The organism is Gammaproteobacteria bacterium (genome assembly GCA_035279405.1).
GTDB lineage: Bacteria > Pseudomonadota > Gammaproteobacteria > Natronospirales > REEB76 > REEB76.
In genome coordinates this window covers 119,921-134,531 of the sequence record DATEHU010000011.1, presented here as the reverse complement: position 1 = coordinate 134,531, position 14,611 = coordinate 119,921, and the positions used below count along the sequence as shown (strand labels likewise).

The window sequence follows — 14,611 nt, the reverse complement described above, 5'->3', positions numbered from 1 at the left end:
GTGGAGTCGGGCAGGACTTATTGTGACGGTATGACCGGTCCGCGTCAGAGGCTCGCACCGACACCTTGTGTTGTCCGGTGGAAACCGCCGCTAATTGCGGAAGGGAAAGCACTTTTGGTACTGGTCAAAACCTGCCATCATCCAGCACGACCTTGATCGGTCGGTATAGATTAAAATTGTTGCCAGACGAGGTGCCGCAACCGGCCAATAGCGGACTTTGAGACTAGCCTCTCTTGGGCTCAGTTCTGCACAAGTATAAAAAGGACATTCATGGTAAATCTCGAGCGAAATGGAGTGATGCTTCGAATACTTCTCCCGTCGTGTTTGGGATTCTTCATGGCGGCCTGCCATCCCAATGCTGGCGCCTCGACACAAGGCGTAGTGGTAAAGCTTCCCGGTACACCCTTAACTTTTCGCTCACCCAAAGGCTTTAAGGAAATGGGCGAAAATGAAATTAGCGTATATCCACCTCGGCCGGAGATGCATTTCAGGTTACCAAAATGGGACGCCGAACATGTAGGAAATAACCCGCAATTGTGGATAGGACAATTGCCACCAGCGGAAGCATATAACGCGAAAACGCTGGACCAATACATGCACAAGAGGCTCACCCCAGTGCTTCTCGCAACGACGCTTGTTAGCCCTCGTGAGATATCAGTAGACGGTGGTCGAGCTATAGAATACGGCGTGTTGAGCCCGGTGTTTGATGGGCCCGGTCCAGAAGTCTATTACGAAATCGATTTTGCACATGACGGGGTTATTTATCAGTGCGCTATGACAGCAGACCCAAATGATTACAAGCAATACGTATCTATTTTTGAGGATTTCTGTTCTTCAGTACATTTTGGGAAATAGCCTTGGACTTCACCTACCCGAATTGCCATTAAAACGACGGTTATTAGGGCGACATATGAAGTGCAGCTATGGGTCGAGAACAACTGGCCACGAAGTGTAATCAACAAAGCACGTATTGGAGTGCAGAATGCGGCCAGAAGCGGTCCTGAGAAGGCAATCCAGTCGGTCAGCTTGCCAATCCCACAACCGATTATTTTCGCAAGGAAGTACCTCAAGATGACCATCATCATCACCGCCTTTGAACGCTCACCCGATGGCGGTAAGGGATTGGCACGTGATACTCGCGTACGCTGGGCGCTTGAAGAAGTAGGTCAACCCTACGAGGTCCGCCTTGTCTCTTTCCGTGCGATGAAGGAACCCGCGCACCGCGCGCTGCATCCGTTCGGCAAAATTCCGACTTATGAAGAGGGTGATCTCGTCCTATTCGAAACAGGGGCGATTGTGCTCCATATCGCCGAGCGCTATGCGGGTTTGATGCCGAAGGATGCCAATGCCCGGGCGCGCGCGATCGTCTGGATGTTTACGGCGCTTAACACGATCGAGCCCCCCATCCTTGAATTGGCAAATGCCAAGCTTCTGGAGCGTGACAAGTCCTGGTATGAGGCGCGCCTGCCGCTGGTCCAAGATCGCGTCCGCGATCCGCTGGGACAGCTATCGAAGCGCCTGGGCGATGCCGACTGGCTCGAGGGTGCGTTCAGTGCGGGCGACCTGATGATGGTTTCAGTGCTGCTCAGGTTGAGGGCGTCGGGCATCCTGGACGAATATCAGAACCTTGCCGTATACGTCGCCCGCGGCGAAGCGCGGCCCGCCTACAAACGGGCCTTCGCCGCTCAGTTGGCGGTCAACAGCGGCAATCTACTAGCTCGCTGATTGTGTGCGGTCCTTGAGCATATCTGCTTTCAGCCAAAAAAGTTCTGCTCTCTAGTTGCGCTAAAGGTCGGCAGCGGCCTCCCGCAAAATGCGTGCCCTACGCTTCAATTTGCACTTCTTCTGTTGATTCCCTCCAAATCGACCCGCCTGTTTTGCGAGTTTTACCGCACATGCAATTTTTGCTGGGTCGGCGCTAGTCATCCACAAGGCAGCCTGAGATTTTTACTGCGACAATCGCAAGCCGGAGAGAAAGTGCTGACTAGTGCCTGCACAAGCGCGGTACTCGTGCGGATGAAGGTCACACGGTGCGTGCTGGAAGCGTGATGTTATCGGCGTCAGGGCGCTTCCAACTGGTTTCAGGTATGGCTGATGACCTTGGGCCAAAGCGGATGCGGCACCTCGGGCAGATCCGGTTCAAGGGTGAGGATGTAAACCCGCTGTTCCGTGCCTTCGCACAGATAGGCGCCGTGCAACCACTGGCCCGGCACCAGGTCGTACCAGCGCAGCTGCCCCTCGAAATCCCGCAACCCAAACGCCCGGGCGGCAATCAGTACCGACTTCGGAAAGAATTTATCCCAGCGCCCGGCGCGGATCAGTTCCACCCGGACACTGCCGCCGAGCGGCAGGGTGCCGGTTTGTTTGGGCCGGCGGCCCCAGGGAACAAGCTCCAGCGCGCCGGTGCGTTTATTGCGCACCGGCAACGCCGCGCCCGGATTTTGAAAGTAGAACCGGCTCTCCCGTCCGTTGACCGTGAAGTACACGCCCTCGCACATGCTCAGATCGTCCGGCGGTGCCCGGTCGGTTTCCAGGCAGGCGAAATCACATCCGGCATGCTGCTGCGATGCAGCAGCGGGGCCGGCATGAGGGTGAACTGGCCGTATTTATCGTTGATGCGGTCCATGACGGCATTGAACCGCCGGCGCTTCTCGGGCCATACCGTGAACAGATCCTGTTGCAGTGCGATCGGCTGGGGATCGCGCGCGTTGACCATGACCTGATGCACACCCTGGCTGTGCCAATGGGTTTTGAGATGATCCCGGCAGAAGCGATTCAGCATCCCCCCGTCCGCCATGGCAACCGGAGCACGATACGTGGCCTCGATCCAGCCGTTGTCCGTAAGCAAGCCGATCCAGAAGGTCTTGGCTTCAAGCTGGTTATGCCGCAGCCGGTAGGTCACGAGCTCAGCCATGTGCTGCAGGAAGGCGGTGAGCAGTGCGCGGTCTCGGGTCGCGGGTGGAGTGACCTTGCCGGCACTCACCTGTTTCGGGGGCGGGACATCCTTGTGTATCGGGTCGGGATCCAGGCCTTGGGCCATGAGCCAGATCCGCCGGCCGGGATTGCCGAAGCGCCGGCCGAGTTCGCTGATGGGGAGCCGTTGCATGTCTCCGCAAGTGTGAACACCTCGTGCTGATAGATAGTTGCCGATGCCCTGCTTGATGCCACAAAGCTCGGTCATCGGCACCGCGTGCAATCGCTCGCGCGCCTCCCAAGGCGGAATCACGGTAAACCCGTTGGGCTTGTGGAGCTTCGCCCCATACTTGGCCGTGGTTTTATCGCCGGATACGCCGATGCTGCACAGCAAACCGGAGGTTTCAAAAACAATGCGTCGCGCCTTGGCGGCCAGGGCCACCGGGGTGCCGAGCGCCTGGCAGTCGGTCACGTCCAGAAAGGCTTCGTCCACGCTGAACACCTCGATGTCCGGGGTTACCGCTTCCAGCGCCGCCATGATCGCGGCGGACAGCGCGGCGTAGCGCGTAGGCCGGGCCGGACGCTGGATAAGCTCCGGGCAGAGCCGCCGGCCTTCTTTGATGTGCATGCCGGTCTTGACGCCATATTGCCGGGCTTCGTAGCTGGAGGTGATGATGCAGGTCCCCTTGAGTCCATTGGTGACGGCCACCGGCCGGGCGCGCAGGCCGGGGAAATCCAGCTGCTCGATGGATGCAAAAAAAGCATTCATGTCCACCAGGATCAGGGCCCGGGGCCACCAAAGCGGGCAGGAAGAAAGCGGCATGACAGTCTATGAGCGATGGAGAATGACTGGATATTCATACAGTACATTGGCCGAGGTCAAGCTCCCCCGTGGAACCCGCATGAACGCGAGGGGGGCGTTAGACTGAACCGGGTTAAATTGAAAAGGGGCGAGGATGTGCGGCCGCTATACAGTCCGGTTCACCGAGGCGACCAGGCTTCCCGCGCACTTGGCCCAGGCCGTTCCGCAGTTTGCCCCCCGCTACAACATCGCGCCGCAGCAGAAGGCGCCGGTGATCCGGCAGGCCGACGGCAAGCACAAGGTCGAGGAACTCGTATGGGGATTCCGGCCATCCTGGCTCAAGGACAAGAACAAGGCGCAGATCAACGCGCGGGCCGAGACGCTGTTCTTAAAACCCATGTTCAAGCAATCCGCGCTCAGCCGCCGCTGCCTGGTGCTAGCTACCGGCTGGTACGAATGGCAGAAACAGCCCGGGGGCAAAAAGCAGCCTTATGCATTTCATCTTGAGCACGATGCGCTTTTTGCCTTTGCCGGAATCTGGACACGTTGGCACGGAGAAGGGGAGGAAGCGGAGGAGAACTATGCGATCGTGACCACGGGTGCGAACCCGCTCGCCGCAATAGTGCACAGCCGAATGCCGGTAGTGTTGACCGGGGAGTCTTGCGAGCAGTGGCTTAACGAGGGACCTGAGCAGGCGACTGAACTCGAAGCACTGCTCAAGCCCTATGGCGCGAAAGATCTGGACGCTTACCGCGTGAGCACCTATGTGAACAAGCCGTCGAATACCAGCGCGGAATGCCTGCGCGCAGTGTGAAGCGTTTGAATTTTGGCCACCGTAAGCATGTGGCGTTATTATGTTGATTGCCTCCAGGGAACGGCGGCGAAATCTTGCCAAGCAGTAAAGGGTTGCCGTGGTCCTATCCAATCCCGAAGCTCAAGCACGAGAAATCATTGACCGCTTGCTGACTGCAGCAGAAGTTGGGTAGTAGTTGATAGAGATCAGGTCAATATCCGTGCCGTTGTATGGCCCTTTCGTGACAAGCTATTCAAGGATGACTTTCAAGCCAGGAATGGGCGCCATTACGTTGGTCCCATGAAATGATAGAAGTGGAAATGATTGACGAGCAGGTTAAATCTAAACAACGGGTCGCCGATCACGGTGAGGTATTCACCCCCGCGTGGATGGTCGAGGCCATGCTCGACCTTGTGAAGGGCGAGACGGAGCGCATTGACTCCCGCTTCCTGGAACCTGCGTGCGGCAGCGGCAACTTTCTCGTGCAGATACTGCGACGCAAGCTCGCTGCCGTGGAGCTCAAGTACGGCAAGTCCGATTTCGAGCGACAGCACTATGCGCTGCTCGCGCTGATGTGCATATACGGCATCGAGCTGCTGCCCGACAACATCGCTGAGTGTCGTGCCAATCTGCTGGAGATCCTCGCCGATTACCTGAAGCTCGCGGAGCCGGACGCGCTCTATCGGGCAGGGTTCTACGTGCTGTCGCACAACCTTGTCCACGGTGACGCCCTGAAGATGCGCACCAGTGATGCTCAGCCCATCACTTTTGCGGAATGGGGCTATCTGGGCAAGGGCAAGTTTCAGCGGCGCGACTTCCGTCTGGACATTCTTACCGGCTCGTCGGCCTTCAGCGCGGAGGGTTCGCTCTTCGCCCACCTCGCGAAGCACGAGCTCTTTACGCCGATCAAGTCCTACCCGCCGATGACGGTGAGTGTGCTGGCCGCCATTGCGTCCGAGGTCGCCGTATGAGCGCCCAAGCCAGCTTTGCATTGCGTAGCCGCAACCCCGACGTACTCACTTGCATCGCGAACCTCTCCAACGACGAGGTGTTTACCCCGCCAGAGTTCGCCAACCGGATGCTGGACACGCTGGCCGAGGCGTGGGCCGCGAACAACAAGGGCGCAAATATCTGGGCGGACAAGACAGTGAAATTCCTGGACCCCTGCACCAAATCCGGTGTGTTCCTGCGCGAGATCACCAGCCGCCTCAACAAAGGGCTGGAGCAGGAGATTCCTGATTTGCAAAAGCGCGTGGACCACATCCTGACTCGGCAGGTGTTCGGCATCGGCATCACGCAAATTACCAGCCTGCTCGCGCGGCGCAGCGTGTATTGCTCCAAGCACGCCACCGGCAAGCACTCCATCGCCAAATCCTTCACCAGCGACGATGGCAATATCTGGTTCAAGCGCCTCAAACACACGTGGAATGGCGACAAGTGCAAGTATTGCGGCGCTGGCAAATCCGTTTTCGACCGGGTGGCGGGACTGGAAACCCACGCCTACGCGTTCATTCACACCGACAACATCAAGACTCAGCTCGCCGAGATATTTGGAGGCAACATGCAATTCGACGTAATCATCGGAAATCCACCGTATCAAATGAAAGGTGGCGCAGGCGGTTCGAGCGACTCCTCGATCTACCATCTATTTGTCGAGCAGGCGATGAAGCTTGACCCACGCTTCTTGAGCATGGTCATCCCGTCAAGATGGCTGGCCGGTGGGCGCGGCATGGACGAGTTCCGAAAGTCCATGCTTACCGGCGGACACATCAGCCACCTTGTTGATTACACGAAAATGTCCACAGCATTTCCGGGCGTAGATTTTGAAGGCGGGGTTGGTTACTTCTTGTGGGACGGGAGTCATCAAGGCGACTGCAAATATAGTCTCATACTTGGAGACGAACAGCAGCCGCCGATCGCTCGCAAGCTGGATGAGTTCGACATTTTCGTCCGCAATGAACGCGCGATTAGCATTCTGAAAAAAGTTCAACGCTTGAACGAACCTTCGGTGGCAGACCTCGTGAGCGGAGACACGCCGTTTGGCCTAGCTACGAATTTTGCTGAATATAAGGAGAAACCTTTTCGGGGCTCGGTTGCCCTTTATATAACAGACCGTGGAAAACGTGTAGTGGTGCATACCACTAGGTCCGGCATCCGAAAGAATGCGCATCTGATTGATTCATGGAAAGTGCTTTTTCCAGAAGCTTACGGAGAGCGCGGCGCAATCCCAGCATTGGTTCTCGGCCCTTCCATCGTGACTCCGCCTGAATCGGTATGCACGCAAACGTATTTGGTGGCAGGGCCACTCACGAGTAAAAAGGCGGCGACTAGTCTACAAAGCTATTACATAACTCGGTTCTTTCGCTTCCTCGTTTCGCTTCGGAAAATCACCCAACACGCACTTCGGTCAACATATTCATGGATTCCACAGCAGACGTGGGATCGCACTTGGACGGACGAAGAACTTTACGCGAAATACGGCATCACGAAAAAGGAGCAGGCTTACATCGAGTCGCAAGTCCGTGAAATGAACCCCGACGATATTGACGATGAGTAAGACCATCGAAGAAATCCTAGCGCCGAAGCCGGCGGTGCGCCCGCGCGTCTACGCCTACTCGATTGACGACACGGCACATGCGGGCCTGCTCAAGGTCGGCCAGACCACGCGCGATGTGAAGCAGCGCGTCGCCGAGCAGCTCAAGACTGCCAACATCAAGAATTACAAAATCGAGCTGGACGAGGTGGCCGAGCGCGACGACGGCACGACGTTTACCGACCACGAGGTGCGCGCCGCCCTCGTCAAAAAGAAATTCGAGAACACGGAATTGGAATGGATGCGCTGCACGCTCAAGGATTTGAAGGCCGTGTTCATCGCGCTTCGCACAGGGCAGCAAATCGCGGGCACGCGCGACCAGAATTTTCCCATGCGCGCCGAGCAGCGCGCCGCCGTTGAAAAGACCCATGCCTATTTCCATTCCATCTGGAAGGAGGACATGCATGCCGTCCCGCGCTTCCTTTGGAACGCCAAGATGCGTTTCGGCAAAACCTTCACCAGCTACCAACTCGCCCGGAAACTCGGGGCGAAGCGCGTGCTTGTGGTCACATTCAAGCCTGCTGTGGAGGATGCCTGGCAGACGGACCTCGAATCGCACGTTGATTTTGACGGCTGGCAATATATGTCACGCAATTCCGGCAGCGACCCGACGAAGGTTTCTGCCAAGAAGCCGCTGGTCTATTTCGGTTCGTTCCAGGATTTGCTGGGCCGCGACGATGCGGGAAACATCAAGGCCAAGAACGAGTGGCTGCACCAGGTGAAGTGGGATTTGGTCGTGTTCGATGAATATCACTTCGGCGCATGGCGTGACACGGCCAAGGAACTGTTTGAGGGCGAAGAAGAAGCGATCGCCAAAAAGGAAGCGAAGCTCGAATACGCCGCCGGGCTGGAAGGCGTGAACGAAGACCTCGCAGTTCTATCCGAGAAGGAAACCGAATTCCTGCCCATCACCACCAAGGCTTACCTTTATCTCTCCGGCACGCCGTTCAAGGCGCTGGTCACGGGCGAGTTCATCGAGGAACAGATTTTCAGCTGGACCTACACCGACGAGCAGCACGCTAAGGAAGATTTCGAGAAAAGGAATCCCGGCAAGTGGAATCCTTATGGCGCGTTGCCCAAGTTACATCTGCTAACGTATCAAATGCCCCCAGAGTTGATAGCGGTCGCGAGCGCCGGAGAATTTGATGAGTTTGACCTGAACGCCTTCTTTGAGGCCTCTGGCGAAGGGAAGAAAGCACAGTTCAAGCACAAGAGCGATGTCCAGAAGTGGCTCGACATCATCCGCGGTGGATATGCGCTCAAGACGGTGGAGCAACTCAAGACTGGTTCGCGAGCCCCGTTCCCGTATTATGACGCCACCTTGTTGCCCTATCTCCAGCACTCGTTCTGGTTTCTGCCCAACGTCGCGGCCTGCCACGCGATGGGGAATTTGCTGGCAGAAAAGCACAACGTCTTCTGGCACGATTACACTGCAATCGTCACCGCTGGCTCTTCGGCAGGCATCGGGTTGGACGCGCTGCCGCCCGTGCGCAAGGCCATCGGCAGCGGTTTCGACACCAAGACCATCATGCTTTCGTGCGGCAAGCTCACGACCGGCGTCACCGTGCCGCAGTGGTCATCTATCTTGATGCTGCGAAATCTGAAGTCGCCGGAGACGTATTTTCAGTCGGCGTTTCGTGTGCAATCACCGTGGTCCATCAAGAATCCCAACGGCGACGATCCGAACGAGGAGGAAATCTTCAAGCCCGCCTGTTTTGTGTTCGACTTCGCGCCCACGCGCGCGCTACGGCAGCTCTCGGACTACGCGATCGGCCTTTCGCCCAACGAGTCGAACCCCGAGAACGCCGTCAAGGACCTCGTGTCATTCTTGCCAGTGCTGGCCTACGACGGCGCGAACATGACGCAGATTGATGCGGGTGGCATTCTCGACATCGCGATGGCCGGCACCTCCGCCACGCTCCTTGCCCGCAAGTGGGAATCCGCGCTGCTCGTGAACGTGGACAACGACACTCTGCGCCGAATCATGGACAATCCCGAGGCAATGGCTGCCGTAGAGCGCATCGAGGGCTGGCGCGCGCTCGGTGACAATATCATTGAGACGATTATTAACAAAAGCGAGAAGGTCAAGGAGCTCAAGAACAAGGCTAAAGATCACGATCTGACGGCGAAGCAGATGAAGCAACTTACCGAGGAGGAGAAAGAATACAAGTCCAAGCGTAAGCTCGTTCAGGAGAAACTGATCAAGTTTGCTACGCGCATACCAGCGTTCATGTACCTGACCGATTTCCGAGAGAACACGCTTCAGGATGTCATTACTAAGCTCGAGCCTGAATTATTTCTTGCTGTTACGGGTCTGACAGTAGAGGATTTTCATCTGCTTGTGCGTCTGCGGGTATTCAATACTGAGCAGATGAATCAGGCCGTTTTCGCCTTCCGCCGCTACGAAGATGCCTCGCTTGCCTATACCGGAATCGAGAGTCACGAGGGTCTAGTTCACTATGGGCTCTATGACACTGTGGTCGCGAGGAACTGATAGTCATAAAAGCCATCATTTATAAATAAGGGGGATATGGATAAGACGTTTCGATACTCAAAATTTGTAAATGGAGATATTTATGCCAGACAAGACTATTTCATTTAACAAGAGAAGCATTGCGAAGCTGACAGATGACAAACCAACACTTTATGCAATAGTGAGACCAAGCGGAAAGTAAATTATGTAGGGGTAACTAAGAAAAGCCGCGTACGAGAACGCATTTAAGAAAACCTTCGAAATGGTCCGGACCCAATTCCATGAGTTAAAGTGAATATCCAACAAAATAAGACGATCGAAATTGCTAGGAAAGCAGAGTAGCATCTCTTCAAGCAGGAGAAGCCAATGCAAAACATTAAACATAAATAGCTTATATGCACGAGTGGAAAGTTTATTTTTATAAACGCTTAATGGCACTGTAAATGAAGATTGACATTCATACCCACACCAAGAGGTGCAAGTCAGGAGACGCCCACACTCGGGAGATCGCTCCGAAGAAATTTTGCGAAACCGTCGTCTCCACGGACGTCGGCATCATCGCGATCACCAACCACAATGTTTTCGACCTCGCGCAATACAAGGAAATCCTGGTCGGTATGAATGGCAACGTCCAGGTCTGGCCCGGTGTAGAACTCGACATCGTCGAGGATGGTGCTAGAGGCCACCTCTTGGTCATCGTAGCTCCCACGGCCGCCGATAAGTTCTCGAAAGTGGTGAAGTCGCTCACGAAGGACGAGAGCCCAGACACCTTCACTGTTGCTATTGAGGAGGTGCTCTCCGGTTTCGATGCAATGAAGCCCCTGTATGTGGCACATTACAAGCAGAAACAACCGGGGTTGCCGGACGCGGCCCTTGGGAAGCTCCTAACCGGGACGAAAAACCCGAACTTTGTCCTCAAGGAGGTCACCAACTCGATCTCGGCAGGGATATATATCTCGCACGGCTATGGCTCCATATACGGGTCTGACCTCCATGACTGGGCGAAATACGCTGAGTGTGCCGCTGAACTCCCAGACTTGAGGTTGCCTGTCGACAGCTTCGAGCACTTCTGTCTGCTGCTGAACAAGGACCCAACAACCATCAATACTGTCCTCGACAGGAAGACGCCCGAGCAGTTGACGCTACGGCCGTTCGACGACGGCTCAGTGCTGGAGGTCAGGGCTTACAACGACATCAACGTGGTGTTCGGCCCTAAGGGCACAGGTAAGTCTTGCATCCTTAGGGCCATCGCTAAGCACTACACGGAGAGCGGGATTGACGCGAGCGTCTACGTGTCGGCAAGCGGCCGATTGGATGAGATCTACGACACAGCAGGTGCGAAGCTGGGCATCAACCTAAATGACCATCAGATCAACTATTGCCAAAACGAGATCAGCGCATTGCACGAAGCGTCCGAGGTCGACGTGACCAGCCTTGCGAAGTACAAGGCATACTACCAGTCGGACATTACGAACAAGAACGCAAAGAAGATACTGCTGAAGGACATCGAACCCGAGGAGTACGGCGGTCCCAAGAGGGACTTCCAGGGCTTCAACGAGGCCCTGAAGATGACGCAGGAATTTCTAGGGTTTCTGTCTGCGAATGCCTCGGTGAAGCAGGTGCTTTCCATGAAGGAGCGCGGGCAGCTCGATACCCTGCTGTCCGTTCTCGCGAGCCGTCTGGGTGGGCGGAGATGGTCCAGCTTCTCCGAGTGGAAGGAGATCCATCTGCTCAATTCAGCCATCAAGTTGTTCCGCAAGGAGGTGGAGCGCAAGACGGGGAAGCCGGCCATGCCGATGAATACCGGGTTCCGCGCCTACGCTAAGAATCGGATAGCCATCGAACGGAGTGCATCAGCGATTGTGAAGAGCATCGAGACCGGAATCCCGACGCTTAGGGAACCGATCGGAAGCCTCGGGCCGGAAAAGGGCGAGCTGGAACTGCTGACGGAGTTCAGGTTTCAGGACGGAAATGTGACGGACGGCTCGCTGCGGGCAATCAAGGGTGCGAAGAAATCAGCGATAAAGAAGTTCGTCCATGGAGTCCGTGAGGTGCTCGCGCACGTTTACTCGGACGATCTGTTCCAGTGCATCTCCGACCTCAACGAGATCGAAGATGTGGAGGCCATCACGACAGTATACGAAGTGCTGCTCTTCAAGAGGTATTTCGCCCTTGGCGGCGAGCAGTACGAGCCATCGAGCGGCGAGGCCTCGATGGTAATGCTGCAGAAGGAACTAGGCACAGATAAGGACGTTTACATACTGGACGAGCCGGAAATGAGCCTGGGCAATGAGTACATCAGCGATGTAATCGTGCCGCTCCTCAAGGAGCGCGCCCGGGAGAACAAGAGGGTCTTCATATCGACTCATGATGCAAACATCGCCGTCCGGACGCTACCTTACAGCTCGATCTACAGGTGCCATAGTAAAGAGGGCTATTCCACGTACATCGGTAACCCTTTCACCAACAACCTGGTGAATCCTGAGGACGCCACCGACAAGATGGACTGGAAGAAAGTGAGCATGCGGACTCTGGAAGGTGGCGAGGACGCGTTCGGGGAACGGGGAAACATCTATGGAAACGGTTAAGTCTACAGTTGTGCAGATCGATGAAAAGCACTTCATCAGCATTGAGCTTAAGGATGGTTCCACACTGATCCCGTTGTCTGAGGATAAGGCAGACGACGTCAAGAGCGCGTTCAACAAGCTCATTCTCCGAATGAAAACCGGCGAGTTCCAGATCAAGCTTGAGAATCTAGGCGATGACCTATTTACCCAGGTTGCGAACGAGTACATCAAACAGCTAAATCGAGAGATCAAGGAAGTCTATGCGGAAATGAAACAGTATGGGTTGACAAATTAATAGCGGGATCTTCATCTAAACGATAAATTGGGTCGGACCTTCGTAAGTTTCTAATTGCTATAGACGGTGATAAGCGTGGATGCTTTTGAACGGCTAGTGGGCGATATCCTAAGGGGGAATTAGGGTCTGGAATTAGCGGGAATTAGGGTCAGAGCCATTTTCTCTGCACAGGTGATGTGAATAATTTTCTAAGTGAATTCAAAACCGCGCAGGATTGATTTCATTTCAGACTGCACGCATAACTACAGCGTCACGTTCACTGTGCCAAATTTGTGCCAATTTTTTCTAAATTGACCTGCGTTTTGGCACTTTTACCCGCGTTATGAAAAAAGCAAGCGCCGTAAGTGACTGATTTCATTACACCGGCATTTTGCGGCCCACTTTCGTAATGCGTGGGTCGGGAGTTCGACTCTCTCCGCCGGCACCACTTTGCTGAACTCGTATTCCTCACTGAACCATTCATGGTGGGCTGGCCAGGTCTACCACGGCGCGGTGCAATCCTGCTCCGCTTGTGGTCCAGGGTGCGCATTCATGTGCGCCCGCTCGAAACTTCGTTTCTCGCTCATGTATGACCGTGCGGACGGACGCGAGCGGTGCTCGCGTTAAAGCCACAGTCCTCACCCGGCAGCCGGCCGATCGCCTTCTCGCGCGGACAGTGTTTTCAGCCACGGGATTGCGGCAGTTGTCGCGACCGCACTAATCAGTGCCGCGACCGCTAACCCGCCGAACAGGTACATGTAGACCGGCAGAGTCTCGCTGGCTGCTGCATGACCGGGCTGTACATGCGCCAGCCCGGCAATCGCGCCGCCTGCGTAGTTGCTCACGCCCATCCCCAAGAACCACGCACCCATGATGATGCCGCGCACGCGTTCCGGCACGAGTTGCGACACCATGGAAAAGCCGAGCGCGCTGATCAGCAGTTCGCCGAGCGATTGCGCTGCGTAACCGCCGACCAGCCACCAGGGAGACACGATGCCGGCGTGCGCGCTGAAGCTGCTGCCCGCATACAGGAAAAACGCCAGCGCCAGAAGATACAGGCCGGCTGCGTACTTGGTCGCGATGGAAAAATCCCCGCGTGCGCTGCGGCTCATGCGCTGATAGAACCAGGCCAGGGGCGCGGCCAGTACCACGAGCCAGAACTGGTTGAGATCCTGGAATTGTGCCGCCGAAACCTGCACGCCCAATAGCTCATGCCTGACATTGCGCAAGGCAAACAGCGTGAGCGAAGTGTAGATCTGCTGGTTGTACACGGCCCAGACGGCCGAAATGCAGATGAAAATAATGCAGGCCACTGTGCGCCGGCGGTTACCGGCGTCGCCGCTGCGCAGCAGGCGCACGAAGATCAAAGCCGTGAGCAGCAACAGCAGGCTTACGACTCCGAGTGCGGCGGCGCGATAACGGATGATTTCGGCAAGCACAAATGCGATGACCAGCGACACCAGGATCACGGCGCCGAGCTTGCGCCAGTTGAGTTTTGCAAAGTCCGGGGCAGTGCCATACGGGCGCAGATAGTGCTGAAAAGCCCCGTAATTGATCAGACCGAGCGTCAGCCCGATGGCGCTCAGACCAAAGGCGAGATGCCAGCTGTCGAACTGTAATCCGCCGATGTCGAAGGACCAGGCCGGGTGGTCCTTGATCCAGGGCGTAAGCAGGATCGAGACAAACGAACCGATGTTCAGCGAGGTGTAATACAGGGTAAACAATATATCGAGACGCGAACGGTCGCCTTCGTAAAGACGGGAAGCCAGGTTGTTGGGGTTTACCTTGAACAGGCCATTGCCGAGCGCGATGAGCCCCATGGCCGGGAAAAACGTTTCGGTCAAAGGCACCGAGAGCAGCACATAGCCCAGACCCAGGGTAATGGCTCCCAGCACCAGCGTGCGGCGCGCACCCAATATGCGGTCACCCACGTAGCCGCCGAGCATCGGCATGGAATAGACCAGCGCGGAAAACGCGCCCCAGATGAGGTCGGCCCGGGCATCGCCCATGCCGAGACGCTCCACCATGTAGAGCACCATGAGCGAAGCCATGCCGTAGTAGCCAAAGCGCTCCCAGATTTCGATGGCGAACAGGACCAGGAAGGCTTTGCGCGGCTGCGGACGAGGCATGGCGGCTGCAGGCGTCATCTATAATCACCTTTGCGAGTCGCAGGCATATTTGTTTGCTTGTTATTGC

11 protein-coding genes are annotated in these 14,611 nt (G+C 56.0%); 8 read left to right on the top strand and 3 right to left on the bottom strand.

All coding sequences use genetic code 11. The features are described from left to right. Positions 1-336 precede the first annotated feature (336 nt). Both VJR90_00875 and VJR90_00870 read left to right on the top strand, forming a co-directional pair. Positions 337-855, top strand: a complete 519-nt coding sequence (locus VJR90_00875; protein HKV96029.1) for a hypothetical protein — start codon at positions 337-339, stop codon at positions 853-855. Positions 856-1,071: 216 nt separating this feature from the next. After that, complete coding sequence (locus VJR90_00870; GenBank protein HKV96028.1) at positions 1,072-1,725, top strand: glutathione S-transferase family protein; 654 nt, start codon at positions 1,072-1,074, stop codon at positions 1,723-1,725. 356 nt (positions 1,726-2,081) lie between these two features. On the opposite strand, the gene VJR90_00865 is transcribed toward VJR90_00870, so the two are convergent. Both VJR90_00865 and VJR90_00860 read right to left on the bottom strand, forming a co-directional pair. Next, positions 2,082-2,486 (bottom strand): hypothetical protein, encoded by a 405-nt coding sequence (locus tag VJR90_00865; GenBank protein ID HKV96027.1) that lies wholly within the window; start codon positions 2,484-2,486, stop codon positions 2,082-2,084. A gap of 14 nt (positions 2,487-2,500) precedes the next feature. Continuing rightward, positions 2,501-3,682 (bottom strand): DNA polymerase IV, encoded by a 1,182-nt coding sequence (locus tag VJR90_00860; protein HKV96026.1) that lies wholly within the window; start codon positions 3,680-3,682, stop codon positions 2,501-2,503. A 187-nt stretch (positions 3,683-3,869) separates the two neighbouring features. On the opposite strand from VJR90_00860, the gene VJR90_00855 reads away from it, so the two are divergent. The 6 genes from VJR90_00855 to VJR90_00830 all read left to right on the top strand — a co-directional run bounded on the left by VJR90_00855 (position 3,870) and on the right by VJR90_00830 (position 12,436). Then, positions 3,870-4,529 carry an SOS response-associated peptidase gene (locus tag VJR90_00855; protein HKV96025.1) on the top strand — a complete coding sequence of 220 codons (660 nt, stop codon included), beginning with the start codon at positions 3,870-3,872 and terminating at the stop codon, positions 4,527-4,529. Between the two features lie 299 nt (positions 4,530-4,828). Next, on the top strand, positions 4,829-5,479 hold the full coding sequence (locus tag VJR90_00850; protein ID HKV96024.1) for a DNA methyltransferase: 651 nt from the start codon (positions 4,829-4,831) through the stop codon (positions 5,477-5,479). After that, positions 5,476-7,065 (top strand): Eco57I restriction-modification methylase domain-containing protein, encoded by a 1,590-nt coding sequence (locus tag VJR90_00845; GenBank protein HKV96023.1) that lies wholly within the window; start codon positions 5,476-5,478, stop codon positions 7,063-7,065. Before VJR90_00850 ends, VJR90_00845 begins: the two co-directional genes overlap by 4 nt. Then, complete coding sequence (locus VJR90_00840; GenBank protein ID HKV96022.1) at positions 7,058-9,595, top strand: DEAD/DEAH box helicase family protein; 2,538 nt, start codon at positions 7,058-7,060, stop codon at positions 9,593-9,595. The genes VJR90_00845 and VJR90_00840 overlap by 8 nt, the downstream gene beginning before the upstream one ends. A gap of 422 nt (positions 9,596-10,017) precedes the next feature. Then, positions 10,018-12,162: a hypothetical protein gene (locus VJR90_00835; GenBank protein HKV96021.1), complete on the top strand. Its 2,145-nt coding sequence runs from the start codon at positions 10,018-10,020 to the stop codon at positions 12,160-12,162. Then, positions 12,149-12,436 (top strand): hypothetical protein, encoded by a 288-nt coding sequence (locus tag VJR90_00830; GenBank protein ID HKV96020.1) that lies wholly within the window; start codon positions 12,149-12,151, stop codon positions 12,434-12,436. The genes VJR90_00835 and VJR90_00830 overlap by 14 nt, the downstream gene beginning before the upstream one ends. 617 nt (positions 12,437-13,053) lie before the next feature. On the opposite strand, the gene VJR90_00825 is transcribed toward VJR90_00830, so the two are convergent. Then, the gene (locus tag VJR90_00825; protein HKV96019.1) at positions 13,054-14,544 is read right to left on the bottom strand and encodes an oligopeptide:H+ symporter; all 1,491 of its coding nucleotides are present in this window, start codon (positions 14,542-14,544) and stop codon (positions 13,054-13,056) included. Positions 14,545-14,611 lie beyond the last annotated feature (67 nt).